Annotated in this window: 23 protein-coding genes; 15 read left to right on the top strand and 8 right to left on the bottom strand. The window is 73.8% G+C overall.

Features of this window, described 5'->3' with window-relative positions; genetic code table 11:
- The first annotated feature begins 85 nt into the window (after positions 1-85).
- From HCC30_RS17315 to HCC30_RS17305, 3 genes are all read left to right on the top strand, one after another.
- The gene (locus HCC30_RS17315) at positions 86-1012 is read left to right on the top strand and encodes a hypothetical protein (protein ID WP_169443468.1); all 927 of its coding nucleotides are present in this window, start codon (positions 86-88) and stop codon (positions 1010-1012) included.
- Between the two features lie 126 nt (positions 1013-1138).
- Positions 1139-2680, top strand: a complete 1542-nt coding sequence (locus tag HCC30_RS17310; protein WP_169443467.1) for an APC family permease — start codon at positions 1139-1141, stop codon at positions 2678-2680.
- 23 nt (positions 2681-2703) lie between these two features.
- On the top strand, positions 2704-3195 hold the full coding sequence (locus HCC30_RS17305) for a DinB family protein (RefSeq protein WP_169443466.1): 492 nt from the start codon (positions 2704-2706) through the stop codon (positions 3193-3195).
- 25 nt (positions 3196-3220) lie between these two features.
- Here the strand turns inward: HCC30_RS17305 and HCC30_RS17300 are convergent, their stop codons facing one another.
- Both HCC30_RS17300 and HCC30_RS17295 read right to left on the bottom strand, forming a co-directional pair.
- Positions 3221-4282 (bottom strand): sulfotransferase, encoded by a 1062-nt coding sequence (locus HCC30_RS17300; protein ID WP_169443465.1) that lies wholly within the window; start codon positions 4280-4282, stop codon positions 3221-3223.
- A gap of 126 nt (positions 4283-4408) precedes the next feature.
- Positions 4409-5005 carry a TetR/AcrR family transcriptional regulator gene (locus HCC30_RS17295; protein WP_169443464.1) on the bottom strand — a complete coding sequence of 199 codons (597 nt, stop codon included), beginning with the start codon at positions 5003-5005 and terminating at the stop codon, positions 4409-4411.
- Between the two features lie 180 nt (positions 5006-5185).
- On the opposite strand from HCC30_RS17295, the gene HCC30_RS17290 reads away from it, so the two are divergent.
- From HCC30_RS17290 to HCC30_RS17275, 4 genes are all read left to right on the top strand, one after another.
- The gene (locus HCC30_RS17290) at positions 5186-6586 is read left to right on the top strand and encodes an ABC transporter permease (protein WP_169443463.1); all 1401 of its coding nucleotides are present in this window, start codon (positions 5186-5188) and stop codon (positions 6584-6586) included.
- 144 nt (positions 6587-6730) lie between these two features.
- Positions 6731-8476: an FUSC family protein gene (locus HCC30_RS17285; RefSeq protein ID WP_206323937.1), complete on the top strand. Its 1746-nt coding sequence runs from the start codon at positions 6731-6733 to the stop codon at positions 8474-8476.
- A 158-nt stretch (positions 8477-8634) separates the two neighbouring features.
- Positions 8635-9117, top strand: a complete 483-nt coding sequence (locus HCC30_RS17280; RefSeq protein ID WP_346776672.1) for a MarR family transcriptional regulator — start codon at positions 8635-8637, stop codon at positions 9115-9117.
- Positions 9118-9535: 418 nt separating this feature from the next.
- The gene (locus tag HCC30_RS17275; RefSeq protein WP_169443460.1) at positions 9536-10444 is read left to right on the top strand and encodes a YceI family protein; all 909 of its coding nucleotides are present in this window, start codon (positions 9536-9538) and stop codon (positions 10442-10444) included.
- Between the two features lie 82 nt (positions 10445-10526).
- Here the strand turns inward: HCC30_RS17275 and HCC30_RS17270 are convergent, their stop codons facing one another.
- Both HCC30_RS17270 and HCC30_RS17265 read right to left on the bottom strand, forming a co-directional pair.
- Positions 10527-11291, bottom strand: a complete 765-nt coding sequence (locus HCC30_RS17270) for an IclR family transcriptional regulator (protein WP_346776668.1) — start codon at positions 11289-11291, stop codon at positions 10527-10529.
- Complete coding sequence (locus HCC30_RS17265; protein ID WP_169443459.1) at positions 11272-12693, bottom strand: MFS transporter; 1422 nt, start codon at positions 12691-12693, stop codon at positions 11272-11274. Before HCC30_RS17265 ends, HCC30_RS17270 begins: the two co-directional genes overlap by 20 nt.
- Positions 12694-12870: 177 nt before the next feature.
- Here HCC30_RS17265 and HCC30_RS17260 point away from each other — a divergent pair, with 177 nt between their 5' ends.
- Positions 12871-13824 (top strand): 2-hydroxyacid dehydrogenase, encoded by a 954-nt coding sequence (locus tag HCC30_RS17260; protein ID WP_169443458.1) that lies wholly within the window; start codon positions 12871-12873, stop codon positions 13822-13824.
- Positions 13825-13884: 60 nt separating this feature from the next.
- Here HCC30_RS17260 and HCC30_RS17255 read toward each other — a convergent pair whose 3' ends face one another.
- Entirely contained in the window at positions 13885-15243 is a 1359-nt protein-coding gene (locus tag HCC30_RS17255) for a 6-phospho-beta-glucosidase (RefSeq protein ID WP_169443457.1), read from the bottom strand.
- A complete protein-coding gene (locus HCC30_RS17250; RefSeq protein ID WP_169443456.1) occupies positions 15240-16049 on the bottom strand; it encodes a DeoR/GlpR family DNA-binding transcription regulator in 810 nt (269 codons plus the stop codon). The genes HCC30_RS17255 and HCC30_RS17250 overlap by 4 nt, the downstream gene beginning before the upstream one ends.
- A gap of 268 nt (positions 16050-16317) precedes the next feature.
- On the opposite strand from HCC30_RS17250, the gene HCC30_RS17245 reads away from it, so the two are divergent.
- The 4 genes from HCC30_RS17245 to HCC30_RS17230 all read left to right on the top strand — a co-directional run bounded on the left by HCC30_RS17245 (position 16318) and on the right by HCC30_RS17230 (position 20595).
- Positions 16318-17373: a PfkB family carbohydrate kinase gene (locus HCC30_RS17245; protein WP_206323963.1), complete on the top strand. Its 1056-nt coding sequence runs from the start codon at positions 16318-16320 to the stop codon at positions 17371-17373.
- A 71-nt stretch (positions 17374-17444) separates the two neighbouring features.
- Positions 17445-18863: an extracellular solute-binding protein gene (locus HCC30_RS17240; RefSeq protein ID WP_169443454.1), complete on the top strand. Its 1419-nt coding sequence runs from the start codon at positions 17445-17447 to the stop codon at positions 18861-18863.
- Positions 18860-19741: a sugar ABC transporter permease gene (locus HCC30_RS17235; protein WP_169443453.1), complete on the top strand. Its 882-nt coding sequence runs from the start codon at positions 18860-18862 to the stop codon at positions 19739-19741. The genes HCC30_RS17240 and HCC30_RS17235 overlap by 4 nt, the downstream gene beginning before the upstream one ends.
- Positions 19738-20595, top strand: coding sequence for a carbohydrate ABC transporter permease (locus HCC30_RS17230; RefSeq protein WP_169443452.1), 858 nt, complete (start codon positions 19738-19740; stop codon positions 20593-20595). The genes HCC30_RS17235 and HCC30_RS17230 overlap by 4 nt, the downstream gene beginning before the upstream one ends.
- Before the next feature lie 12 nt (positions 20596-20607).
- Here HCC30_RS17230 and HCC30_RS17225 read toward each other — a convergent pair whose 3' ends face one another.
- Positions 20608-21084: a GNAT family N-acetyltransferase gene (locus HCC30_RS17225; RefSeq protein WP_169443451.1), complete on the bottom strand. Its 477-nt coding sequence runs from the start codon at positions 21082-21084 to the stop codon at positions 20608-20610.
- A gap of 183 nt (positions 21085-21267) precedes the next feature.
- The gene (locus HCC30_RS17220) at positions 21268-21738 is read right to left on the bottom strand and encodes an ATP-binding protein (RefSeq protein WP_169443450.1); all 471 of its coding nucleotides are present in this window, start codon (positions 21736-21738) and stop codon (positions 21268-21270) included.
- 193 nt (positions 21739-21931) lie between these two features.
- Between HCC30_RS17220 and HCC30_RS17215 the strand changes: the two genes are divergently transcribed.
- The 3 genes from HCC30_RS17215 to HCC30_RS17205 are packed head-to-tail and all read left to right on the top strand — an operon-like array spanning position 21932 to position 24263.
- Positions 21932-23212 carry an XRE family transcriptional regulator gene (locus HCC30_RS17215; RefSeq protein WP_169443449.1) on the top strand — a complete coding sequence of 427 codons (1281 nt, stop codon included), beginning with the start codon at positions 21932-21934 and terminating at the stop codon, positions 23210-23212.
- Positions 23209-23736: a GNAT family N-acetyltransferase gene (locus HCC30_RS17210; protein WP_169443448.1), complete on the top strand. Its 528-nt coding sequence runs from the start codon at positions 23209-23211 to the stop codon at positions 23734-23736. The genes HCC30_RS17215 and HCC30_RS17210 overlap by 4 nt, the downstream gene beginning before the upstream one ends.
- Positions 23737-23756: 20 nt before the next feature.
- On the top strand, positions 23757-24263 hold the full coding sequence (locus HCC30_RS17205; RefSeq protein WP_169443447.1) for a GNAT family N-acetyltransferase: 507 nt from the start codon (positions 23757-23759) through the stop codon (positions 24261-24263).
- The last annotated feature ends 117 nt before the right edge of the window (positions 24264-24380 follow it).

Raw genomic sequence — 24380 nt, 5'->3', positions numbered from 1 at the left:
TCACGTCAACTCCACCTGGGATGACGGGAGTTCACAAAGTCGTCTTGACGTGCTCGGGTCACTCCGGGTTGGGTGACGGCTGACCATGACTCCTCCACCTCCTCCCCTCACCTTCCGGCGGCGCGGGGAGCGCCCCCGGTGCGACCCGGCCCTCGACGACGCGCCGCTGACCACGGCGCGCACCGCGCTCGCGCAGGGCCGCTGGCGCGAGGTCCGCTCGCTCCTGCTGGACACCGGCGACGACTGGGACCGCCGCGGGCACCGCCTGCTCACGCTCGCCGGGCTCTCGGCCGCCGAGGCGTGGGCCCGCGACTGGCGCCTCACCGAGCCGGACAGCGGCGACGCGCGCGTCCTGCACGCCTGCGCCGCCGCCTGGCGGGCCGCGCGGCGGCTGCACCCGTCCGAGGAGGCGCACGGCCTGCTCGCCGAGGCGGCGCGGCAGGTGCCGGACGATCCGACGCCCTGGGTCGCGCGGCTGCTCCTCGCCCGGCGCACCGGCGACCTCCCCGCGTGCGCCCACGCCTTCGCGGAGGTACGCGCCCGCCACCCCGACCACCACCACGCGCACCACCTGATGACCGCGGCCGAGGCCGAACAGGGCGCGCGGGTCTACGAGTTCGCCGAGGGCGTCGCCGACCGGGTGCCGGCCGACTCGCCGCTCACCCAGCTGCCCGTCGTCGCGCACGCGGAGCGCTTCCGGGTGCTGGTCGCCGCCGGGCAGGCCCACCCCGACCCGGCCACGGCCTGCCACTGGCGGGGGCGCCGCGCGGAGCACATCGTGCGCGGCGCCTTCGACTGGTGGCTCGAATGGGGCGCGGAGGACGGCCACCCGCGACGCCTCGTCGACCTCAACTTCCTCGCGCACGCCAAGCTGCACGAGGGCCGGACGGCCGAGGCGGCGGCGCTCTTCCAGCGCATCGGGACGCACGTGACCCCCGGCCCCTGGTCCTACTCGGGGCACGATCCGGAACGCACCTTCCGCGCGGCCCGCCGCCTCGTCCTGGGCACCTGACCCGCCACCGGGCCCCGCACCACCAGCACCGCCCCGCACCACGAGCACCGCGAAGGACCGCACCGTCCGCACCCGTTGGGGCCCGCCGGGCCCGTACGGAACACGTCAGACGAGAGGAAGCGCGCCATGCGCACGGGCAGCAGCGAGAGCGCCGAGGACCGGATCAGCACGTTCAAGGGGGAGGAACGCGCCCTGCGCGCGGGCCGGATCGGCACGGCCGGGCTGCTGCTGTCCGTGCTCGCCGCCACCGCGCCGCTGATGGTCGTCGCGGGCGTCATGCCCACCACGTACGCCGTGATGGGCATCGTCGGCGCCCCGTTCCTGTACGTCATCCTCGGGACCGTCATGACGCTCTTCGGCATCGGCTACGCGGAGATGAGCCGTCATGTCCACAACGCAGGTGCCTTCTACGCCTACGTCGCGCGCGGGCTCGGCGGGACGGCGGGGGCGGGCGCGGCCTGGGTGGCGCTGGTCTCGTACAACGCGCTCCAGGTCGGCACGTACGGCATCCTCGGCTTCGAGGTGGCGGGGCTGCTCCAGCGGTACCTGGGGGTGACCGTCGCCTGGTGGGTGCCCGCGCTGGTGGCCGTCGCGGTGACGGCGGTGCTCGGCGTCCGCAAGATCGACCTCAACGCCCGCGTCGTGGGCGCCCTGTTGGCGGCCGAGGTGCTGCTCGTCCTCGTCCTGGACGTCGCCTTCGCCGCCTCGCCAGGACCCGAGGGGCTGTCGCTCACCGCCTTCGACCCGGCCACCGTCTCGGGCGCCGGACTGGGCACGGCGCTGTGCTTCACCGTCGCCGCGTTCCTCGGCTTCGAACAGGCCCCGGTGTACGCGGAGGAGACGGACCGGCCGCAGACGGTGGTGCGCCGGGTGATGTTCCTGGCCGTGGGCATCGTCGCGGTGTTCTTCGCCGTCACGTCCTGGCTGATCGGGGTCGCGGCCGGTCCGGGGAACGTGGTCGCGGCCGCCAGGGAGCAGAGCGCGGGCCTGATCTTCTCGCTGGCCGAGCCCCGGCTCGGCACCGTCGTCACGGACCTGCTGCACGTCTTCTTCGTCACCGGGATCTTCGCCTGCGTGCTCGCGCTGCACAACGTCGTCGCCCGCTACTCCTTCGCGATGGGCCGCGAGGGGCTGCTGCCCCGCGCCGTCGGCCGCGCCTCGGCGGGCACCGGCGCGCCCGCGCTCGGCTCGCTGCTCCAGACCGGGACGGCCGTACTCGTCGTGGCCGCCTTCGCGTTCACCGACGGCCGTCCCGCGGGTGACCCGACGGCACCGGTGCTGCGGCTGTTCACCTGGATGGGCAACATCGGCGCGCTCGGGGTGATCGCGCTGATGGCCGTCACCTCGGTCGCGGTCATCGCCTTCTTCGTCCGCCGCGGCTCGGGCCGCGCCCAGGCCGGGCGGCTGACTTGCGCCGGGCTCGCGGTGCTCGGACTGACCGTCATCTTCTGCTACGCCGTCAAGGACTTCGACGTGCTGCTCGGCGCCCGTCCCGACTCGGCGCTCCGCTGGATCCTGCCGGGCGTCGTCGTGGCGGCGGCGGTGGCGGGCGTCGTCGCCGGGCTGGTGCTGCGCCGGGTGCGGCCCGCGACGCACGCCCGGATCGGCCTGGGCAACGAGGCGTTCCGGCTGGACCTGGAGGCGGGCGACCGGGCACAGCCGTCATGACCCCTGCGAGAGGACCGCACGCGATGAACGACCCGACACACCGCACCGAAGGCTCCGAGCGCGAGCTGCTGGAGTACCTGCTCGACCACCAGCGGGCCGAACTGGCCGCCACGGTGCGCGGCCTGTCCGAGACGGAGGCCCGCCGGCGCCTCGTCCCGTCCCTGACGACGCCGGTCGCGCTGCTCAAGCACGCCGCGTTCGCGGAGCGGAAGTGGTTCCAGCACATCCTGGGCGGGCTGCCGGAGGCCGAGTGCGACGGCCCGATGGTGGGCGAGGACAGCTTCCTCGTCGGTGACGGGGAGACGGTGGCCGAGGTGCTCGCCGAGTTCGAGCGCGCCGGCGACCGGGCCCGGGCGATCGCCGCCGGCGTCGGCCTCGACGCCACCCGGGAGCACCCGGACTTCGGCGCCGTCAGCCTCCGCTGGATCTACCTGCTGATGATCCAGGAACTGGCCCGCCACGCCGGCCACGGCGACATCCTGCGCGAACAGACCGAGGCGGCCCGCCGGGGCTGAACCCCCCCCGCGCGGGCCCGGGAGTTCAGGCCACCGCGAGGGCCCGGACGCCCGGGGCGCAGCGTTCCCGGAGCAGCTCCAGCTCGGCCGGGTCGAGGCGGAGCGCCGAGCCCCGGCGCCCGGTCCCGTCGAGGTGGTCGGCCCCGGCCTCCAGCCACTGGGGTACGGGGTCGACGCCCACGAACACGGCCAGGCGCGCGAGTTCGTCGTGCGGGGACTCCAGCAGCCGCTCGTAGCCGAGACCGGTGCGCAGCGGGGCCGGGACGGCGCGGAGCGCCTCGGTGCCCTCGGCGACCAGCTCCGACCAGAGCGCCCCGAACTCCGCGACGGGCATGGGCCTCTCCAGTACCAGCGCCGGGTCGAACTCGGGCCGCAGCAGCGCGGCCAGGTCCTCGGGGAGCCCGGCGACGTGCTCCGGCGTCAGCTCGGACGGCGAGTCGAGGCCGCAGCGGGCGAGGATGTCCCGCTGGAGGGCGATCATCCGGTAGCCCGGGTGCCGGCTCATCGACAGCGCACAGTCGGGACCGTCCCGGTACAGGTGCACGAACCGGGCCTCGGGGAAGGCGGCGTGCAGCGTCGCGACCCGGCCGAGGGAGTATCCGGAGCGTTCGACGGCGACGCGGCGGCCGCCGAGCCGGTCGGCCAGCTCGGCGAAGAGCGCCGCCCAGTGGGCCGCGGGCGGCCGCACGGGCCAGGCGGTGACGACGGGCTCCAACGCGTCGAGCAGCGCGTCGGGTTCGTCGGTGAGGTGCGGGAGGGTCATCAGGCTCAGGGCCGGGATGCCGGTGGTGTGCGCCGAGTACCGGGTGCCGGTCAGCCGGTTGTAGAGGAACTCGGGGAGCGGGGCCCCGCTGCGGATCATGCTGTCGAAGAGCGCGTTGGGCTCGCGCAGGAACCGCCAGAACTCCGGGCCGCCGAGCGCGGGCCCGCGCAGCGCCTCGCCCGGCATGCAGGCGAACAGCTCGTTCAGGCTGAGGACTTGGGGGTGCGCCCGCAGCACCCGCGAGAGCGCCGTCGAGCCGCTGCGCCCCGTCCCGACGACGAACGCCGGTGCCGGGCCCGCCGTGCCGTTCCCCTGTCCGGCCATGTGCCCCTCCTCGTCGACGCTGCCCCCGCCGTACCCGCCGCACCTGCCGCGCGACGAGCTCGGAGGGCGACTGTAGAAGCGTGATCAACGGGCGTAAAGAGGGCCCCTGCCGGGGCGGGCGCCGGCTCAGGCCGGGGCGGGGAGGCCGGTGGCGAGGGCGGTGAACGTCTCGTCGACCCGGTCCAGGAGTGCCCGGGTGCCGGACTGCGGGTCCCAGCCGCGCAGCGCCGTGCGCAGGGCGACGAGCCCGGTGCCCGCGACGAGCCGGGGGTGCAGGGCGTCCTCGGGGAGCCCGGCGCGCGCGGCGGCGGCCTGCACGAGGGCCTCCTCCATGCGCCGGTTGTTGTGCATGAGCTTCGGGACGAGCTCGGGGTGGGCGCGCATGAGCTTGCCGCGCGCGTGCCAGTCGGGGTCGTCGACCATGCCGGGAAGGGTGGCCTCGACGGCGCGGTGCAGCGAGGTCAGCGGGTGCTCGTCGGCGGGGCGGGCCGCGAACTCCTCCAGCAGCTGGTGGGTGAGCCGGTGGTCCCAGTCGAAGACCGCGTCGTCCTTGGTGTCGAAGTAGTTGAAGAAGGTCCGCGGCGAGACGCCGGCGGCCTCGCAGATCTCCTGCACGGTGACGGCGGAGGGGCCGTCGCGGAGGTAGAGCCGTACGGCGGCGCGGGTCAGGGCCGTGCGCGTCTCCAGCTTCTTCCGCTCCCGGAGGCTCGCCCCGTCGGTCATCGCTCTCCCCGGTCCGTTCACCGCGCGGCCGCTGCCGGGCGGCCACTTTGCCAAGTCCTTACAGTAGTGCATTTTTGCACGACTGCAAGCTTCTGTTAGCCTCACTAAATATTGACCGTGCCATCCATATCCGTGCCGCCGGCGACCCCGGGGCCGGAAGTGACCGAGAAGGGCTCGTACATGGCGGAAGAGCAGACGGACACCGCGTCCGGAGCTGAGGCGGCGGCCGGTGCGGAGCGGCGGACCGTCGGGCAGACGGTGCGCACCCTGGCGTCCACGCTCTGGTTCCCCGCGTTCTTCTTCACCGGCTTCCTCGTCTGCTACCTGCTGCCGTTCCACAACCCGACGCCGCACCACGTCGAGGTCGCGGTCACCGCACCGGCGGCCGCCGAGCTGCAGCAGGCGCTGGACGCGAAGAGCCCCGGCGCCTTCGACATCGAGGAGGTCCCCAGCGCCGAGGCGGCCCGGGACGCGGTGACCGACCGCGAGGCCAGCGCCGCCTACGTGCCGGGCCCCGGCGCGCACGATCTCTACGTCGCGAAGGCCGACGGCTACTCGCTGGAGTCGGTGCTGCAGAAGACCTTCACCTCGGTCGCGCAGCAGAGCGGCGCGAAGATCCAGATGCACGACCTGGCGCCCACGGCGCCCGGCGACGGCATGGGTACGGGGCTGTTCTACCTCGTCCTCGCGTGCACCATCCCCAGCTACGTGATGGTGATGATGCTGCTGCGGGCCACCAACTTCAGCCGGCGGGACAAGACCGTCACGCTGGTCGCGGCCGGGGCGGTGATCAGCTGCGTCGCCTACCTCGTCGGCCTGGCGATGGACGTGGTGCCGAACGAGCCGCTGGCCATCCTCTTCCTGTTCCTGATGACCCAGGCGGTGGCACTGACCTCGTACGGCCTGGTGCCCTTCTGCAAGCAGTTCTTCCCCGGCGTCGCGATGGGCCTGTTCGTCCTGCTGTCGATGCCGTCCAGCGGCGGCGCGATCCCGGTGCAGATGGTGCCCGGCTTCTTCCGTGCGCTGCACCCGGTCATGCCGATGGGCAACCTCATCGAGGCGCTGCGCGGGCTCTTCTACTTCGACGGCGTCGACGTCGTCCGGCACGTGCTGGTGCTCTGCGCCTGGGTCTGCGTGGGCGTCGTGCTGCTGGCGCTGGGGGCGTGGCGCGAGCGGCGCGCGGCGGCGCGCGAGGAGGCGGGCGAGCTCGCCGAACCGCCCGTCGAGGACCCGACGTTCGAGCTCCCGGAGCCCAGTGCCGTCCGCCCGCACGGGCACCGGCTCGGCCAGGGCGACCCCTCGCTGACCGGCCGCGTCACCGGCGCGGACGGGGAGCCGCTGAGCGGGGTGGCGATCACCGTGACGGGTACGCAGGGCAGCGAGCTGGTCCGCGCGATGACCGACGCCAACGGCGAGTACGCGGCGGCCGGCCTGCCCGACCGCTTCGTGAACGTCATCGCCAGCGCCCCGGACCGGCTCGCAGCCGTCTCCCGCGTCCGGGTACGCGAGGGGCACCCCGTACGCCAGGACTTCCGGCTCGACCCGCGCGCCTCCCGTGCGCGGACCACGGCGGGCGCCTGACCCGCTCCGTCCTCTCCGTCTCCCGGCCGCCGCATCCCGAGGGTGCGGCGGCCGGCCGCGTTCCGGCGGGGTGTGAGGAGGGGCACGGGGGAGGGGGCACCGCGGAAGCCTTTTACGAGTAAAACAACTGTTAATCTCATGGGCATGGGGAAGCACGCCAGATCCGTCCAGCACGTCCGGCCGCTGCCGCTGCGGAGCACGGTGCGGCTGCGCCGCCCGCTCGACATCTGGCACAAGCACGCCTTCAGCGCCGTCGTCGCCCTCGCGATCCCCGACCTCCTGCTGCTCGCCCTCGGCCGCCTCGACCTGATCATGTACACCTCGGCCGGCGGCATGTGCGCCCTGTACGCGCACGGCCTGCCCTACCGGGCCCGGGCCCGCGCCGTCGCCTGGGTGGTGCTCGGCATGGTCGGCGGGCTCGCCGTGGCACTGCTCGCCGCCGCGTACGTCGACTCGGCCGCCGTGCTGGTGCTGCTGGCCTCGCTGGTCGCCGCCGTACACAAGATGGTCTGCGACGCGACCCGCATCGGGCCGCCCGCCAACGTGGTGCTCACCTTCATCGCCGCCTCCGCCTTCTTCGTGCCGCAGCGCCCCGGTGACATCCCCCTCCACGTCCTGCTCGCGCTCGGCGGCGGCGTCCTCGCCTGGCTGGTGTGCATGGCGCCGGGGCTCGTCCGCCCGCAGGGCCCCGAACGCATCGCCACCGCCCGCGCGTTGGAGGCCGCGGCCGCCCTGCTCCGGGCCGAGTCCCCGGCAGGCGCCGCCCCCGGACCCGCACGGCACGGCGCCGCCGCAGCGGTGAACGCGGCCTGGCACACGCTGTCCCAGGTGTCCGCGCGCACACCCCGGCGCGCGGCCGACCTCCTCCGGCTCGAAAGCCTCCTCGTCCGCGCCGAGTCGGCGCTCGCGGCCCCCCACGGGACGACGGCCGGTGCGGCGCGGGAGGCCGGACGCTGTGCCGCGTGGGCCCGGGAGCTGCGCGGCGGCGGGCCGCTCCCCGCGGTCGCGCTCGACGCGGACGGGGCGGGCGAACTCGCGGGCCTCGCCGCCGAACGCGCGGTGACCGGCGGGGAGCACGGGCCGTACGTGCCGCGCCGCCCCGCGGCCGGGGCGCGCGGCGGGGTGCGGGGCGTGCTGGAGCGGCTCGGGCCGGGGTCGCCGCTGCTGCCCGTCGGGGTGCGGGTGGCCGCGGGGTGCGCGCTCGCGGGCTGGGCGTCGATGGCGCTCGGCGTGGGCCACCCGTACTGGGCCGTGGTCACCGCCGCGTCCGTCTTCCAGGCCAACACCACGCTCACCTGGCAGCGGGCCGTGCAGCGCACGCTGGGGAACCTGCTCGGGGTGCTGCTCTTCACGCTGCTGCTGCCGGTCATCCAGGCGGGGCCGCTCGCGATGGTCCTGCTCGTCCTGCTGCTCCAGATCGGCGCCGAGGCGTTCATCAGTCGCAACTACTGGCTGGGGAGTGTGTGCGTGACGCCGATGGCGCTGCTGCTCAGCGAGTTCGGCGGCCGTACGCCCGCGGGGCAGCTCGTGCACGACCGCTGGGTCGACACCGTCATCGGCGCCGTCGTCGGCCTGCTGTGCTGCCTCGCCGTCACCAACCGGCGGGCCGCGCACCGCATCGACCGCGCGCTGGACCGCGTCGAGGAGGCCCGCGCCGAGGTGGCCGCGGCGCTCGCTCCCGGCGCCGCGTACGGCGGGGACGAGGAGGGCCGGATACGGGACCGGCTCGCGGTCGCGCTCGTCGAACTGCGGGAGGCGGCCGACGTCGCCGCCGGTGAGTGGTGGCAGCGGGAGCTGCCCGAGGAGCGCCTCGCCCGCGCCGAACGGGAGGGCCACATCGACCTGGCCCGCCTGGTGCGCCGGCTGACCCCGCCGGTGCCGGCGGCCTGAGGCGAGCGGCGGCCGGGGGCCTGTGCCCTGGCAGAATGTGCGCGTCGGTCGAGAGGAGAGGCAGCGTGGCCGCAGACGCCGGGCAGCAACGGCCCGGAACCGGGGCGACGGACGGGCGCGAGGCGGCCGGGGCGCCGCCCGAGGACGCCGTCGCGGGGGTGCTGCGGCAGTGGCAGCGGGTGCACCCCGGCCTGGACACCGGGCCGATGGCCGTCATCGGCCGGATCAACCGGTGCGCGGCGCTGCTCCAGCAGGCCGCCGACGCGCCGCTCACCGAAGAGGGCCTCACCCGCCCCGAGTTCGACATCCTGGGCACCCTGCGCCGGACGGGCCGCGAGCTGACGCCGGGACGCATCGCCCGTGAGACCTTCGCCTCCGGCGCCGCCGTCACCAAGCGCGTCAAGGAACTGGAGCGGCGCGGGCTGCTGGCCCGCCGCCCCGACGACCGGGACCGCCGCGTCGCCCATCTCTCCCTGACGGACGAGGGGCAGGCGCTGATCGACCGGCTGCTGCCCGAACAGCTGCGGTACGAGGCCGTGCTGCTGTCCGGGCTGGACGCCGGGCGCCGGGACGAACTCTCCGACGGGCTGGGCGAATTGCTCGTCCTGCTGGAAGGGCGCCTCGGCGGCCTCATGCCGTGACGGGGGCCGCCGGTGCCGAAGTGCGCGCGGCGCCCGGGGGATTCGCGGGACCGGACGGAAATCGGACGTTTCCGGATTCTCCGTCGATCCGGCTGTTCTCTCGCTTCTCGCCGTTCTGGACGCGGCAGCCTTTTCCCTCCGCAAGTCCGGCCCTTTTCGGCTTTTCCCGCAATTCTCCGCCTTCGGCGCCCTTTTCGGTGCTCCCGGGCGCCGGAGATTGCCGTCGCGGCTGGTCCGACGTGCCCTTCCGGCCGTCTGTGGCCGGATTGTGCGCCGCGTAATACCCAGGAGTACCAAGTTTCAACCACCGGGTGCGCAGGGGCCGGAGAGGCATCCGTACGATCAACGTCGGCCCCTCACGGGCTCCACCCCCCACACCGCAACATGTCACCACCACAGCAAGGAAGAAGGGCTAAGTATGGGCCTAGGGACCCTTCTCAGGAGAAGGCCGAAGGACGGCGTCGCGGGCGGTCAGGTCGCCGGTCTCCCCGACGAAGCCGGATTCGCCGTTCTCCAGATAGTCGATCCCCTCGGCCAGCCACTGCCGAACGCCGACATCACGCTGACCTCCAGCGAGACCGGCCGCCGCATGCTGAAGACCGTCACGGACCCGTACGGGCTGGCCACGGCCGCGCTGCCGTACGGGAACTACGCGGTGATGGTCACGGTGGAGGGCCTTCAGCCCGCCCACCGCACCATCGAGGTCGTCGCGGGCACCCGGCCCGCGCCGGAACGCATCCACATGACCTCGGGCCAGATGCCCGAGCTGCCGCAGCCCGGCATCTGGCTGTTCGACCCGCCGCACACGGCCATCCGGTTCGTGGCGCGGCACGTCGGCATGGCCAACGTGCACGGCAGGTTCACCCGTTTCGACGGCGGGATACGCGTCGCGGAGCGGATGGAGGACAGCTACGTCGAGATCAGCATCGAGGCCGCGAGCCTCACCACGGGCAACAAGACCCGTGACAACCACCTGCGTTCGGCCGACTTCCTGGACGTCGAGCGCTACCCGTACCTGCACTTCGCCAGCAACAAGATGGTGCACAAGTCGGGCACCAAGTGGACGATCCAGGGGACGCTCACCCTGCACGGCGTCAGCCGGACGGTGAACCTGGACACGACCTACCTGGGCGCCGTGAACGGCGGGTACGGCGAGGAGCTGCGCTGTGCCGCACGCTCCACCACCGAGCTCCACCGTGAGGACTACACCCTCAACTGGCGGACCATGCTGGCGCGCGGCATCGCCGTCGTCGGTCCGACGGTGAAGCTGGAGATGGACGTGCAGGCCATGCACCGCAACGACAGCACCCCCACCCCGCCGGAGTGAGCGGGACGGGCCCCGGCAGCCTGCCGGGGCCCGGCCGGGGCCGCGGCCCGTGTGCGCCCGGCGCACACGGGCCGCAGGCGTCTCAGCGCATCCGGGCCGCGATCTCCTCGGCGCAGGCGTGCAACGCGGGGACGTGGGCGCGCAGTTCGTCCGCGTCGGTCAGCAGCACGGTGGCCCCGAGGGAGACCGTCATCGGCGCCCCGCCGCGCAGCCCGTCCGGGTCCGGCACGGCAACGGCGACGGAGCGCACGCCCGTCTCGTTCTCCTCGTCGACCTCGGCCCAGCCCCGCTCCCGCACCCCGTCGAGCTCGGCGCGCAGCGCCTCCGGGTCCGTCACCGTCCTGGCGGTGACCGCCGGCAGCGCGCCCGCGAGCAGCGCCTCGCGCTCCCGCTCGGGCAGCCCGGCGACCAGCACCTTGCCCATCGACGTCGCGTGCCAGCGGTTGCGGGTGCCCTCGGCGCTGCGCAGCTGGATGTGCTGGGTGCCCTCGGCGGTGAGCACCAGCAGCACGTCCCCGCCGTCCAGAATCCCGGTGAGCACGGGCAGTCCGGTACGGGCCGCGAGCCGCTGGACGGGGCCCGCCGCGGCGGAGTATCCGGCGGAGGAGCGCTGGAAGCCGCGCGAGAGCTCCAGCACCCGCACGCCCAGCGCGTACCGCCGCGCGTCCTCGTCGTAGGCGACGAAGCCCTCGGCGGCGAGCCGCCCGAGCAGCCGGTGCGCGCTGCTCACCGGCAGCCCCGCCGCGCGCGCCACGGCGCTCACGCCGAGCCCCGAGGGCTGCCCCGCGAGGACGGTCAGCAGCCGCAGGCCGCGGCCGAGCATGTCGTCACCGGGGGGCTGGCTCACCTGTGGAATCTCCTTGCGGCGCGGGGGAGTTGCCGCCGTTCGGCGCGGCGGCGGGTTCCGGGGGCGAGGCGCCGGGACGGGCTCCGCCGTCGTTCACCGTACCGGTCGCGGCGGCGTCCCCCTGCGGTTCGCGCACGGTGAGCATCAGCGCCGCCGAGACCAGGGTGCACACGGCCATGAAAGCGAAGGCGCCCGCGTCCCCGAGCTCGGTGCCGCGCACCCAGCCGACGAGGTACGTGCCCGCGAACGAGCCCAGCGCGCCGAGCGAGTTGACCAGCGCGACGGCCGCGCCGGACACACCCGCGGGGGCGAGCTCCGAGACGAGCGCGAAGTACGGCCCGTACGGCGCGTACATGCACAGGCCCGCGACGACGAGCAGGGCGAGCGCGAGCGGGAAGTTGGTGCCGGCCGCGTACGAGCCGAACAGCGCGAGCCCGCCCGCCGCGAGCCACGGCCACACGGCGGCGCGGCGGCTGCCGGTGCGGTCGGAGATCCGGGAGTTGAGCAGCATCGCCAGGACGGCGAAGGCGTAGGGGACGGCGGAGATCAGGCCCGTGGCGCCGATGCCCTCGCCCGAGCCCTTCTTGACGATCGCGGGCAGCCAGAAGACGAAGCCGTACATGCCGAACGACCAGAAGAAGTACTGGGCCGCGAGCAGCAGCACCGGCCGGGAGCGCAGCACCCTGCGGTACTGCTCGGCGGTGGTGTCCCCGTCGCCCGTCGCGGCCGGGCGCTCCTCGGCGGCCAGCCGCGTGCGCAGCGCCTCGTGTTCGGCGCGGGGGAGCCAGCGGGCCTCCGCCGGGCGGTCCTTGATGACGCGCAGGCACAGCAGGCCCCAGACCACCGAGGGCGCGCCCTCGACGACGAACATCATCCGCCAGTCGGACACCGAGACCAGCCAGCCCGAGACCGCGGACAGCCACATCACGGTGATCGGATTGCCCAGGATGAGCAGGGTGTTGGCCCGTCCGCGCTCGCCCTTGGTGAACCAGCGGCTCAGCAGCATCACCAGCGAGGGCAGCACCGCGCCCTCGACCACACCCAGCGCGAAGCGCACCGCGATCAGCTGCCCCGGGCTGCTCAACAGGCCCTGGAGGACGGCGAGCAGGCCCCAGGCGACGGTGGACCAGGCGATCAGCCGGCGGGCGCTGCGCTGCTCCGCGTAGATGGTGCCGGGGATCTGGAAGAGGAAGTACCCGAGGAAGAACGAGGCCGCGATGAGGGAGTCGAGGCCCGCCGAGAGGTTCAGCTCCTCGGCCATGCCGCCCGCCGAGGCGATCGAGTAGTTCGACTTGTCGAGGTACGCGAGCGAGTACGTGACGAACGCGACCGGCATCAAGTGCCGGGCGCGGGCGGAGGACCAGAAGCCCCCGCCGGGACGGGAGGCTGACGCCGCTGTCATTCCCGGACCCCCTTTTTTCCGTGAGATGGAAAGTGTTTCACTGGGCGGGAAGACGTTACGAGTGCATGACCAGCCGGTCAATGGAGTGCTCCGTGGCCGATCCCACACCCGCGCACCAGCACGACCCCGCCCCCCCCGCGGCACACGGGGCGACCGAGACGAGTGAGAGGCACCCCCATGCATGACACCCCCGCCGCCACCGGCGCCCCGGACGTCCTCGTCCCCTGGGCCGGGCTCGACACCCGGCACGGCCCCTGGCCCGAGGGCATCCGCGTACACGTCTGGGACGGCGGCGGCGACGGGCCCGGCCTGCCCCAGGAGGCCCTGGACCGGGTCGGGTTCTGGGTGTTGCCGTACGCCGTGCCGGGCGCCGAGGCGCTGCTGCCCCGGCTCCCCGGGCTCCGCGCCGCGCAGTCGCTCAGCGCGGGGGTGGAGAAGCTGCTGCCGCTGCTCCCCGAGGGCGTGAGCCTGCACAACGGCCGCGGGCTGCACGACGCCAGCACCGCCGAGCACGCCCTCGGCCTGATCCTCGCCGCCCAGCGCGACCTGCCCCGCTGGGTCGCCGACCAGCACGCGGGCCGCTGGGAACCGCACTTCACCCGCTCGCTCGCCGACTGCCGCGTCGCGATCGTGGGCCACGGCTCGATCGGTGCGGCGCTGGAGCGCAGGCTGCTGGCCTGCGAGGCCGAGGTCGTCCGGGTCGCCCGCAGGGCACGGCCCGAGGAGGACGTGCACCCCGTCGCCGCGCTGCCCGAACTGCTGCCCGGCGTCGACGTCGTGGTGCTGGTGCTGCCCGAGAACCCGGGCACCGTCGGCCTGTTGGGCGCGGCGGAGCTGGCGGCGCTGCCGGACGGCGCGCTCGTCGTCAACGTCGGACGGGGCCGCACCCTCGACACCGAGGCGCTGCTCGCCGAGACCGGGAACGGCCGGCTGCGCGCCGCGCTCGACGTCACCGACCCCGAGCCGCTGCCCGCCGCCCACCCCCTCCGCTCGGCCCCCGGCGTCCTGATCACCCCGCACGTGGCGGGCGGTTCGGACGCGTTCCGGCCGCACGCCGAGCGCCTCGTCGTCGACCAGGTGCGGCGCTACGCCTCCGGCGAGCCCCTCGCGAACCTCTTCGCCCGGGGCTGACCGAAGGGCTCAACGGGCGGGCGGCGGCGCGGAGTTGAACCCCGCGCCGCGCCCGTCACCTCACAGCCCGCCGGCCGCGTCCAGCACCCGCTCGGCCACCCGTACCGAGTCCACCAGCGGGTGCAGGGCGAGGGCGCGGACGGCGGCCGTGCGGGAGCCGTCCGCCGCGGCCTCGATCGCCGCGCGCTCCACGGACTTGAGCGTCAGCATCAGCCCGAGCTGGTCCGGGGCCACGGCGCCGGTCGCCAGCGGGCGCGCGCCCGAGGCGTCGACCAGGCAGGGCACCTCGACGACCGCCTCCTCGTCCAGGCCCGGAACGGCCGTCCGGTTGGGCACGTTGAGGATCAGCGTGGTGCGCTCGTCGCGCGCGATGGCCCGCATCAGCGCGAGCGCCACCCGGTCGTAGCCGCCGCCCTCCAGATCGCAGCTGTCCCGCTGCCAGCCGCCGGTGGCCTCCCGGCTCTCCGCCATGTACGTCTCCTCGCGCTCCAGCCGGGTACGGTCCCAGACCTCGAACGCGTCCACCGCACCCGCGGCTTCGGGCGTGCCCAGCTCCGCGTAGAAGCGGGCCTGCTGCTCGCGGAGGAACTCGCCCCGGGTGGCCTTCGCCTCCCGCACCGCCGCCACCGTCTCCCGGTGGAAGTAGTAGTAGTGCAGGTACTCGTTGGGCAGCGCGCCCAGCGAGCGCAGCCAGTCGGCGCCGAACAGCTTCCCCTCCTCGAAGGACTCCAGCCGCTCCCGGTCGGCCAGCAGCCCCGGCAGCACGTCCTTCCCGTCCACGACGAGACGGCGCAGCCAGCCCAGGTGGTTGAGGCCCACGTAGTCGTACGCGGCGCGGTCCGGGTCGGCGCCCGCCGCGCGGGCCGCCCGGCGGCACAGGCCGACGGGGGAGTCGCAGATGCCGATCACCCGCTCCCCGAGCCCGTGCGCCCGCAGCACCCGGCCCATCGCCTCGGTCACCATGCCCGCCGGATTGGTGAAGTTGATGACCCACGCGTCCGGCGCGACCGCCGCCACCCGCTCCGCGATGTGCACCGCCACCGGCAGCGTCCGCAGCCCGTACAGCACCCCGCCCGCGCCCACCGTCTCCTGGCCCAGCAGCCCCTCGGCCAGCGGAATCCGCTCGTCCCTGGCGCGGGCCTCCAGGCCGCCGACGCGGATCGCGGAGAAGACGAAGTCGGCGCCGCGCAGCGCCTCGTCCAGGTCCGTCGTCGCGCGCACCGCCGGGGCCGGGCCCCGGTGCCGCTCCGCCTGCCGGGCCAGGACGGCCCGGATCGCGGCCAGCCGGGCCGCGTCGGTGTCGTACAGCACGAGTTCGGTGCAGCGCCCCTCGCCCGAGGGGCCGCCGGTGTCCTCCAGCAGCGCCCGGTGCACCAGCGGCACCCGGAATCCGCCCCCGCCCAGCACGGTCAGCCTCATGCGTCCACGACCTCCACGATCTCGACGGCGGACTCGCGGAACCCCGCGAGCGCGTCCGGGTCCGGCCCGGAACCCGTCACCAGTACATCGATCTCCCCGGGACCGCACACCCGCGCCGTCCCGCTGCCCGGCAGCTTCCGCGCCGTCGCCAGCAGCACCACCTGCCGGGCCGAGGCCAACAGCGCCTGCTTGACCGGCACATCGGCCTCCCGCCCCGTCAGCACCCGGCCGTCCGGCAGGATTCCGCTCGCGCCGAGGAACAGCCGGTCGGCGTACAGCTGGCCCAGGCCCGCCTCCGTCAGCGGGCCCTCGGTCAGCGGCCCCGTCACCCGCCCGTCCCCCGCCCGGCCGCTGCGCACCCGGCCGCCCAGCAGGATCAGCCCGGTGCGCTCCTCGCCGCGCAGCTCCTCGTACACCGCGAGGTTGCCCGTCGCGACGGTCACGTCCCGGCCGCGCAGCAGGCGGGCCAGGCGGAGCGCCGTGGTGCCGTAGTCGAGCAGGACGAGCTCGCCGTCGCGCACCCGCGCGGCGGCGGCGCGGGCCACGGCGTCCTTCGCCGCGAGATCCTCGATCTCCGCCTCGGCGGGGCCCGTCGGTGCCGGCCGCTGCGGACCGCCGGGCGCCGGGGCGCGGGCGACGGCGCCGCCGTACACGCGCGTGAGTCTGCCCGCCCTGCCCAGGTCGTCGAGATCGCGCCGGGCGGTGGCCTCGCTGACGGCCAGCCGCCGCGCTATCTCCGTCACGTGAAGGACGCTCTCCTCACGGAGGAAGCGCAGCAACTGCTCGTGGCGGCTCTCGCGCAACATGACCGCAATGTAGCGCGCATGAGCGACTCTGCACGAGAGTGAGCGGGGTCTTGCACTTCCCCGCGGACCGCTGCAAGGTGTCCGTCACGGGGCCACCCCGCCCGCGCGGCAGGGGAGTTGGGGCACCCGGCGAAGCGACAGGCACACACACCGGGCCGCACCCGCGGCGGGACGACGGCGGAGGGACGCAGACGTGAGCACGACCGGCAGCCCGCCACCGGCATCCGCCGCGCCGGCGGAGGCATCGGCCGCCGCGGCCACGGACCCGCTGGCCGCGCTGCGCGGCCCCGGCGACCCCGAGCAGGACGTCTTCCTCACCGGCACCGTCTTCCTCGACATCGTCTTCACCGGCCTCGGGCACGCGCCCGTGCGCGGCACCGAGTCCTGGGCGCGCGGCATGGGTTCGAGCCCCGGCGGCGTCGCCAACATGGCCACCGCCTTCCGCAGGCTCGGCCTGCGCACCTCCCTCGCCGCCGCCTTCGGCGACGACGTGTACGGCGACTACTGCTGGGAGTCCCTCGCCGACGACGAGGGCATCGACCTCACCCCCTCGCACCGCGCCCCCGGCTGGCACTCCCCGGTGACGGTCTCCATGGCGTACGAGGGCGAACGCACCATGGTCTCGCACGGCCACGCCGCGCCCCCGCCCTGCCCGAGCGTCGCCGGACGCCCGCGCTCCCGGGCCTGCTTCACCTCGCTCACCCCGGGCGGCACCGAGGACTGGGTACGGGACGCGCACGCCGAGGGCAGCCGGATCTTCGCCGACGTCGGCTGGGACGGCACCGGCGACTGGGACCCGGAGACCCTCGCCGGGCTCGCGCACTGCCACGCCTTCCTGCCCAACGCCACCGAGGCGCAGCACTACACCCGCACCGACAGCCCCCGCCGCGCGGTCGCCGCGCTCGCCGAACTCGTGCCCGTCGCGGTCGTCACGGACGGCGCGGGCGGCGCCGTCGCCGTCGACCAGCTCACGGGCGAGAGCGCCGAGGTGCCCGCGCTCCGCGTCGAGGCCCTCGACCCGACGGGCGCCGGGGACGTGTTCGTCGCCGGGTTCACCACCGGCACCCTCGCCGGCTGGCCGCTCGCCGACCGGCTGGCCTTCGCCAACCTCACCGCGGGCCTGTCCGTCCAGCACTTCGGCGGCTCGCTCTCCGCGCCGGGCTGGACGGAGATCGCGACCTGGTGGCAGTACGCCACCCGCTGCGGCGGCCAGAGCGAGGACGTGATGCGCCGCTACCGCTTCCTCGACGACCTGCTCCCGCCCGGCACCCGCGCCGCCGCTCCCCGCCGGGCCACCCCCACGATCGGCTTCCGGGCGACCTGACCCGCCGGCCGTGAGGTGACCCGCGAGGCGGCAACCGGCCGCGCCCGCACGGCTGTTGACAGGAGACCAGGATGATCCGCTCACCCCGCCGCACCGGGCCCCCGTCCCGGAGCGCGCGCCCCGCGGCGGCCTTCGCCGCCGCCTGCTGCGCCCTGCTGCTCGCGACGGCCTGCGTGCCCGGCACCGACGGCTCCGGCGCCGCCCGGTCCGGGACCGCGGGGCCGGACGCGACCGCCGTGCCCGAGCCGTCGACGGCGGGGAAGGTGACGCTGCGGGTGTGGGACCAGGAGATCCGCGGCGGGCAGAACGCGGAGATCGAGCGGCTGAACGCGGAGTTCGAGAAGAAGTACCCCAACGTCCGCATCCAGCGCGTCGCCCGCAGCTTCGACGACCTCAAGACCACGCTGAAGCTCGCCGTCTCGGGCAACAACCCGCCCGACGTCGTCCAGGTCAACCAGGGCTACCCGGACATGGTCGCCTTCGTCCGCGCCGGGCTGCTCACCCCGCTCGACACCTACGCCGGGATCTACGAGTGGAACACCCGCTACCCCGGCACCCTGCTCGACCTCAACCGGGTCTCCGCCGACGCCGAACGCTTCGGCACCGGGCGCCTCTACGGCATCTCGCAGACCGGCGAGTACATCGGCGTCTACTACAACAAGGACGTGCTGCGGAAGGCCGGCGTCGAACCCCCGGAGACCTGGCGGGAGTTCACCGGGGCGCTGCCGGAGATCAAGAAGGCGGGCGAACTCCCCGTCCAGTTCGGCAACCTGGACAAGTACCCGGCCATCCACACCTTCGGCGTGCTCCAGAACCAGGCCGGCGGCGCGGAGAACGCCCGCGAGACGGTGCTCGGCGGCGACGGCTTCGACGAGCGGCCCGTCCGCGAGGCGGCCCGCACCCTCGCCGACTGGACCCGGCGCGGCTACCTGCCCAAGGCCGCCAACGGCACCGGGTACGACGACGCGGCCAAACGGTTCGCGGACGGCGAGGGCGCCTTCCTCGTCACCGGCACCTGGCAGCTCGCCGACCTGAAGAAGCCGATGGGCGACGCGCTCGGCTTCATGCCGCCGCCGCCCGCCAAGGCGGGAGAGGCGCCCGTGACCACCGGCGGCCAGGGCCTCGCCTGGTCCGTCACCGCCAAGTCCCGCCATCCCGAAGTCGCCGCCGCCTACCTGGACTTCCTCACCGGCGAACACGCGGCCGACGTGATGACCGAGGAGGGCGTGCTGCCCGCCGTCCCCGGCGCGGCCGCGAAGCGGGTGCCCGAGGACAGCCCCGACGGGCGGATGATCGAGGGCTGGCGGCGGCTCAGCGCGGCCGACGGCCTCGTCCCGTACCTCGACTACACCACCCCCGGCTTCTACGACCTGCTCGCCGCCGACCTCCAGGGCGTCCTCGACGGGAGCATCACCCCCGGCCGCTTCGCCGACGGCCTCCAGCGCGAGGTCGACACCTTCCGCCGCCAGCAGCGCGAGGGCAACCGTTGACCGCCCGCGCCCCCGGCAGCCCGCGCGCCGTCGGCTACCTCTACGTCCTCCCGGCGCTGGCGCTGTACGGGCTGTTCCTGCTGTTCCCCTTCGGGCAGACGGTCTGGCTCTCCCTGCTGCACTGGGACGGGCTGACCGTCGCCACCTGGGCCGGACTCGACAACTACCGTGCCCTGCTGGCCGATCCGCAGCTGCGCGCCCCCTTCCTGCACGCCCTGGTGCTGCTGCTGTTCTACGCGCTGCTCCCCGTCCTCATCGGGCTGCTGCTGGCCTCCTCCCTCTCCCGCTTCGCCGTCCGCGGCGCCACGTTCTTCCGGACGGTGTTCTTCCTGCCGCAGGTGCTGGCGATGGTCGTCGTCGGCGTCGCCTGGCGGTCCGTGCTCGCGCCGGACGGCCTGCTCAACGACGTGCTGCGGGGCCTCGGCCTCGACGGGGCGGCCCGCTCCTGGCTGGGCGACCCCGCGTGGGCGCTGCCCTCCGTCGGCGTGATCGGCACCTGGGTCGGCACCGGCCTCTGCCTGGTGCTGTTCCTCTCCGGCACCCGCCGCATCCCCCGCGAGCTGTACGAGGCGGCGCGGCTCGACGGGGCGGGCGCGGTACGGGAGTTCTTCGCCGTCACCCTGCCCGGGCTGCGCCCCGAGATCGCCGTGGCACTGACCCTCACCATCGTCGCGGGCCTGCGCAACTTCGACCTCGTCTACATCACCACCAGCGGCGGCCCCGGCAACGCCACCTCCGTCCCGGCGTACGAGGTGTACCACCGGGCCTTCGAGACGAACGAGGTCGGCACCGCGTCCGCGATGGGCGTCGGCCTGACCATCCTGATCTTCGCGCTCACGGTCACCGTCTCCCGGCTCGTGGAAGGACGTAACCGATGACGGCACGGGCACCGCGCGCGGGCGCGGGCGGGGTCACCGGACGGCTGGAGCGCACCGCCACCTACGGCATCCTGGGCCTGTTCGCGGTGATCGCGCTCACCCCCGTGCTCGGCATCCTCTCCACCGCCTTCGGCGACCCCGGCTCGCTGGACACCGGCTTCTCACTGCCCGACGGCCTGCACCTCACCAACTTCACCGAGGCGTGGACCCGCGGCCGCTTCGGCGGCTACCTCGCCAACTCCGTCCTGGTGGCCGCCGCCGTCGTCACCGCCACCACGCTGCTCGCCGTACCGGCCGCCTACGCGTTCGGCACGATGCGCTTCCCCGGCGCGACCGTCCTGTTCTACCTGTTCGTGATCGGGCTGACGCTGCCGCAGGAATCCCTCGTCGTCCCGCTCTACTTCGACCAGCGGTACTGGGGCCTCACCGACACCTACTGGGGGCTGATCCTGCCGCAGACCGCGCAGTCCCTGGCCTTCGGCGTCTTCTGGATGCGCACCTGGTTCCGCACCACCCCGCCCGCGCTGACGGAGGCCGCGCGGATCGACGGCGCGGGCAGCTGGACGACGCTGTGGCGCGTCCTCGTCCCCATGGGCCGGCCCGCGATCTCCACCATGGTCGTCATCGTCTTCATGTGGACCTGGAACGAGTTCCTCATGGCCCTCGTCATGGTCAGCGACGAGGCGCACCGCACCGTCCCCCTCGGCCTCGCCTTCTTCCAGGGCCAGCACAGCTCCGACACCGCCCTCCTCGCCGCCGCCTCCCTCCTCATCGCCCTCCCCGTCGTCCTCGTCTACCTCCTCCTCCAACGCCGCTTCCTGGAGGGGATGCTGAGCGGGGCGGTGAAGGAGTGACCTGCGCGCGGGTCAACGGAGCCGCATGAGCAGGACGTCATGCACGTCGGCACCGTCCCAGGGCCGCGCCTCGCCGACCTTGCGGTACCCCCACGACCGGTAGGCCGCCCGCGCGGCCTCACTCGACGGGTGAACGTTGAGCAGCACCCGCTCCTCCCGGCCACCGGCGAGCAGCGCCTCATGCAGCCGCCGCGCTACACCCTGCCGCCGCCAGGGCGCGCGTACGGCCATCTCCATGAGACCGAACGTCCGGTGGCCGTCCTCCCGCCTCATCTCCTCGGACACCGGGCCGGTCAGCCGGTCCCACCACCCCGTGTCGACGCCGAGCGGATAGCCGAACGCCATCCCGACAGGCTCCCCCTCGCCGGTACGTGCCAACGCGCCGCGGAAGCTGGCTTTGCGGGCCTGGGAGCGGAAGCGACGGAAGGCCGCGGCGATCTCCTCGCCGCTCTCGTGGTACGGCGGCCCGGCGAAGACCTCGGCGTACACGGCGGCGAAGTCCCGCTCCGCCTGGGCGGCCCCTTCGCCGCCGAGGGCCGTTACCGGGTCGTGTCGGTGGGGGTCATGGTGTGCTCCTCATGGGGTTCAGCCTGAAGGTCCATACCGAGCGCGCCGATTCATGCGCAGGGAAGGTTCACCGCGCGTCTCCGATAACTGGAGGGCGACGGCCGCTCACATCTCACCCCCGAGGCACAGTTCGGCCCACACGCGCTTGCCGCCCGGTACGCGGTCGCAGCCCCAGCACACGGCCAGCGCGCCGACGAGCAACAGCCCGCGCCCGTGCTCGTCGTCCTCCTCCGGGGCTCCGGTGTGCGGGCGGACCGGGGAGGTGTCGGTGACGACGAGGCGTACGCGTGCCGGGCTGATCCGGGTGACGGAGACGCCGACCGTCGTGGCTCCGGAGTGCTGCACGGCGTTGCTGACGAGTTCGGAGACGACCTGTTCGGCCGTCACGGCGGTGCCGGGGAGGCCCCAGTCCCGCAGCACGCCCGCCACGGCTCGGCGAGCGGCACGGACCGAGGTCTCGCGGGCGGGGTAGCGGGCCTGGTGGCGGCCGAGGCGGGAGGCAGCGGGCACGGCCGCTCCCCGGCTCCTGGGGGTGGCGGCGCCCGAGGGGCGTGGCGGCCGTTCTGCGGTGGTCATCGGCAGTCCTTTCGGGATGTCTGTGGAAGCGGGCCGCCCACGACGGAGACGCTCGACGGGCCGCGTGACGGACAGACAACTCCTCGTGACCTACGTGGGGTTAGGGGAATCCAGAGGTGTCTCCTCGAGGTGACCTAGGGGGATTTGGTGTTCTGTTGACCTGCCTTCGTGGGGGCGGTCCTACGGTGTGGTGATGAGCCCCAAGCGGAACCTCGCGTTGCAGGCATGGATGCGGGACCATGGCCACAGCTCCAACTCCGTGGCAGAAGCCGTCAATCGGGCCGTCGGAGACCTCACAGGGAAGGTGGGCGGCTTGGACGGCTCGGACGTCCGGGCCTGGAAGGCGGGACGGGTGACCTGGCCCAAGTCGGTCAGCCGTATGGCGCTGGAGACGGTTACAGGCGTTCCTGCCGCATCTTTAGGTTTCGTGCCACGGGGCCGTGGACAGCGTGCCTCGACATCGCCCTCGGAGGAGGCGCCCGTGCATCGTCGACGTTTCATCAGCGCTGCGGCGGCAGCCACGACCGCTGGTGCGGCCGCGACTTCTCCGGTGCCCGTCACGGTCCGCAGAATCGGAACCTCCGACGTCGAGCGTCTTGAACAGCGGTTCGCTCACCTCGTCGCCTCCGATCACCGGCACGGCGGCAAGCGGGACATCGAAGCCCATGCTCTGGGGCTCGCCGATGAGGCCATGCGGCTTCAGCGCGTGGGAGGCGCCAGTCAGCGCGTGCGCGGCCAGTTGTACGCGGTGGCTGCGGCGTTCACTTCCAGCGCGATGTGGGCCGCGATCGATGGCCGCCGTTTCGACGCCGCCCAGCGGCTCCACGAACAGGCAGCCAGCCTTGCCTCTCTGTCCGGTGATCAGCCGATCCAGTTCCGCATCTGGTCGCACACCGGCAGTCTTTACCGGCATCTGCATCGCCCCGCCGATGCCCTCGCTGCCAACGACGTGGCCCGCCGCTTGTCCCTCACCCGTCGCGACCCCGCGTATGCCTCTCTTGGCCACGCCCGTCACGCCGCAATTCAGGGCATGGCCGGAGACAGCACGGGGGTCCGGCGCTCCCTCGGGGCCGCGCAGGACGCATTCGGCCGCGCTGACGGTAACGCACCGCGGCCGGTGTGGCTGCGGGCCTTCTTCGGTCAATGCGAGCTGGACAGCCTTGCGTTGACCGCGAACCTGTCGCTCGGTAATTGGGAAGAGGCCGAGGCGCGGGCCCACCGCAGCCTTGCCGGGCTGGGCCCGCACATGCGCCGCTCCCTCGCCATCACCACCGCCCGCCTCGCCCGTGCCCAGCTCGGACAAGGTGATGTCGAACCTGCTGTGGCGACCGCCACGAGCATCCCCGCAGACAGCGTCCGGCACCCCCGGGTGGCCGACATGCTCACTGCCTTCGGTATCGAGTTGGAACGGCAAGCACCGCGCACTTCCCATGCCCTGCAGTGGAAACAGTACGAGCGAGAGGCCCTGGCATGACCGTGACACTGCGGCGCTTCAATGCGCTCACCGACGCCCGGCAGACTCTGGTCGACCTGTACGCGAACGTACGGGCCGAGCTGCTGCAGCTTCCGAACTACCGGCCCGCGGCGTTCGCCGAGCGTCTCGACCGCCACGGTGCCGAACCCGGCTGGGAGGCTGTGATCGCCTACGCCGGGGATGGCCCGGTCGGCTACGCGTACGCCAACACGGTGGAGGGCGACGACCGGTGGTGGAAGCGGATGGCCGGTCCGGTGCCGGACGCGTACACGGCCGTGCCCGCTGTGGCGGTCAAGGAGATCGGTGTCGTCGTCCCGTGGCGGGGCAAGGGCGTTGCCCGCCGTATCCATGACGAGTTGCTCGCGGGCCGGGATGAGCAGCACGCAACGCTGCTCGTCAACCCGGTGGCCGGAAAGGGCAAGGTTCAGCGTCTGTACGAGGGCTGGGGGTATCGGCACATCGGCACACAGCAGCCGTCCCCGGAATCGCCCCGACTCGCCTGCCTGACCCGCGCGTTGAGCTGACAGAGAACCGGAGTCCGACCGTGCCCGTCGCCCTGCATCAGTACGGACGCGAGGACGGCCCCGGCCTCCGGCAACTCCTCCTCGACATCCACGACGACTGCTACGCCGGAGAAGAGGACCCCTTCCACGCCCGCGAGCGGTTCACCTGGTTCGTGGACCACTGGTCCTCGCGGGAGGGATGGTGCTGCGTCATCGGCTACGACGGCGACGAGCCGACCGGCTTCGCCTACGGCGCACCGCTCCAGAAGAACGGCTGGTGGCGTGGCATCGACGGGCTGACCGGGCAGGACACCTGGGAAGACGGCACCCGCACCTTCGCCGTCAGCGAGATCATGGTCCGCCCTGCCTGGCGGGGACAGGGGCAGGCAGGGCGGATGCACGGAGCGCTGCTGGCGGACCGCCGCGAGCAACGGGCGACGCTGCTGGCCGACAGCAGCCACGTCAAGACCCTGAACCTGTACCGGAGTTGGGGCTATGTACCGCTGGGAGAGATGCGACCGGCGGACGACGCTCCCTCACGACACTGATGGTCCGCCCCCTGTGACCCCGAGGCGCTCCGGGCCGCACCCCGGCCGCAGATTGGATACCGTGACCCGTCGGCGTGCCGGGTCCGACCGCGCGTCGTGTCGTATGTGAGTCGAGGA

Source organism: Streptomyces sp. HNM0574 (genome assembly GCF_012726235.1).
In the GTDB taxonomy this organism is placed as follows: domain Bacteria; phylum Actinomycetota; class Actinomycetes; order Streptomycetales; family Streptomycetaceae; genus Streptomyces.
This window is presented reverse-complemented; position numbering and strand designations above follow the sequence as displayed.

Bases quoted from the DNA above. Each gene is read 5' to 3' on its own strand.
- HCC30_RS17315 (WP_169443468.1), top strand. From the start codon at position 86: ATGACTCCTCCACCTCCTCCCCTCACCTTCCGGCGGCGCGGGGAGCGC.
- HCC30_RS17310 (WP_169443467.1), top strand. From the start codon at position 1,139: ATGCGCACGGGCAGCAGCGAGAGCGCCGAGGACCGGATCAGCACGTTC.
- HCC30_RS17305 (WP_169443466.1), top strand. From the start codon at position 2,704: ATGAACGACCCGACACACCGCACCGAAGGCTCCGAGCGCGAGCTGCTG.
- HCC30_RS17300 (WP_169443465.1), bottom strand. From the start codon at position 4,282: ATGGCCGGACAGGGGAACGGCACGGCGGGCCCGGCACCGGCGTTCGTC.
- HCC30_RS17295 (WP_169443464.1), bottom strand. From the start codon at position 5,005: ATGACCGACGGGGCGAGCCTCCGGGAGCGGAAGAAGCTGGAGACGCGC.
- HCC30_RS17290 (WP_169443463.1), top strand. From the start codon at position 5,186: ATGGCGGAAGAGCAGACGGACACCGCGTCCGGAGCTGAGGCGGCGGCC.
- HCC30_RS17285 (WP_206323937.1), top strand. From the start codon at position 6,731: ATGGGGAAGCACGCCAGATCCGTCCAGCACGTCCGGCCGCTGCCGCTG.
- HCC30_RS17275 (WP_169443460.1), top strand. From the start codon at position 9,536: ATGGGCCTAGGGACCCTTCTCAGGAGAAGGCCGAAGGACGGCGTCGCG.
- HCC30_RS17265 (WP_169443459.1), bottom strand. From the start codon at position 12,693: ATGACAGCGGCGTCAGCCTCCCGTCCCGGCGGGGGCTTCTGGTCCTCC.
- HCC30_RS17260 (WP_169443458.1), top strand. From the start codon at position 12,871: ATGCATGACACCCCCGCCGCCACCGGCGCCCCGGACGTCCTCGTCCCC.
- HCC30_RS17255 (WP_169443457.1), bottom strand. From the start codon at position 15,243: ATGAGGCTGACCGTGCTGGGCGGGGGCGGATTCCGGGTGCCGCTGGTG.
- HCC30_RS17250 (WP_169443456.1), bottom strand. From the start codon at position 16,049: ATGTTGCGCGAGAGCCGCCACGAGCAGTTGCTGCGCTTCCTCCGTGAG.
- HCC30_RS17240 (WP_169443454.1), top strand. From the start codon at position 17,445: ATGATCCGCTCACCCCGCCGCACCGGGCCCCCGTCCCGGAGCGCGCGC.
- HCC30_RS17230 (WP_169443452.1), top strand. From the start codon at position 19,738: ATGACGGCACGGGCACCGCGCGCGGGCGCGGGCGGGGTCACCGGACGG.
- HCC30_RS17220 (WP_169443450.1), bottom strand. From the start codon at position 21,738: ATGACCACCGCAGAACGGCCGCCACGCCCCTCGGGCGCCGCCACCCCC.
- HCC30_RS17215 (WP_169443449.1), top strand. From the start codon at position 21,932: ATGAGCCCCAAGCGGAACCTCGCGTTGCAGGCATGGATGCGGGACCAT.
- HCC30_RS17210 (WP_169443448.1), top strand. From the start codon at position 23,209: ATGACCGTGACACTGCGGCGCTTCAATGCGCTCACCGACGCCCGGCAG.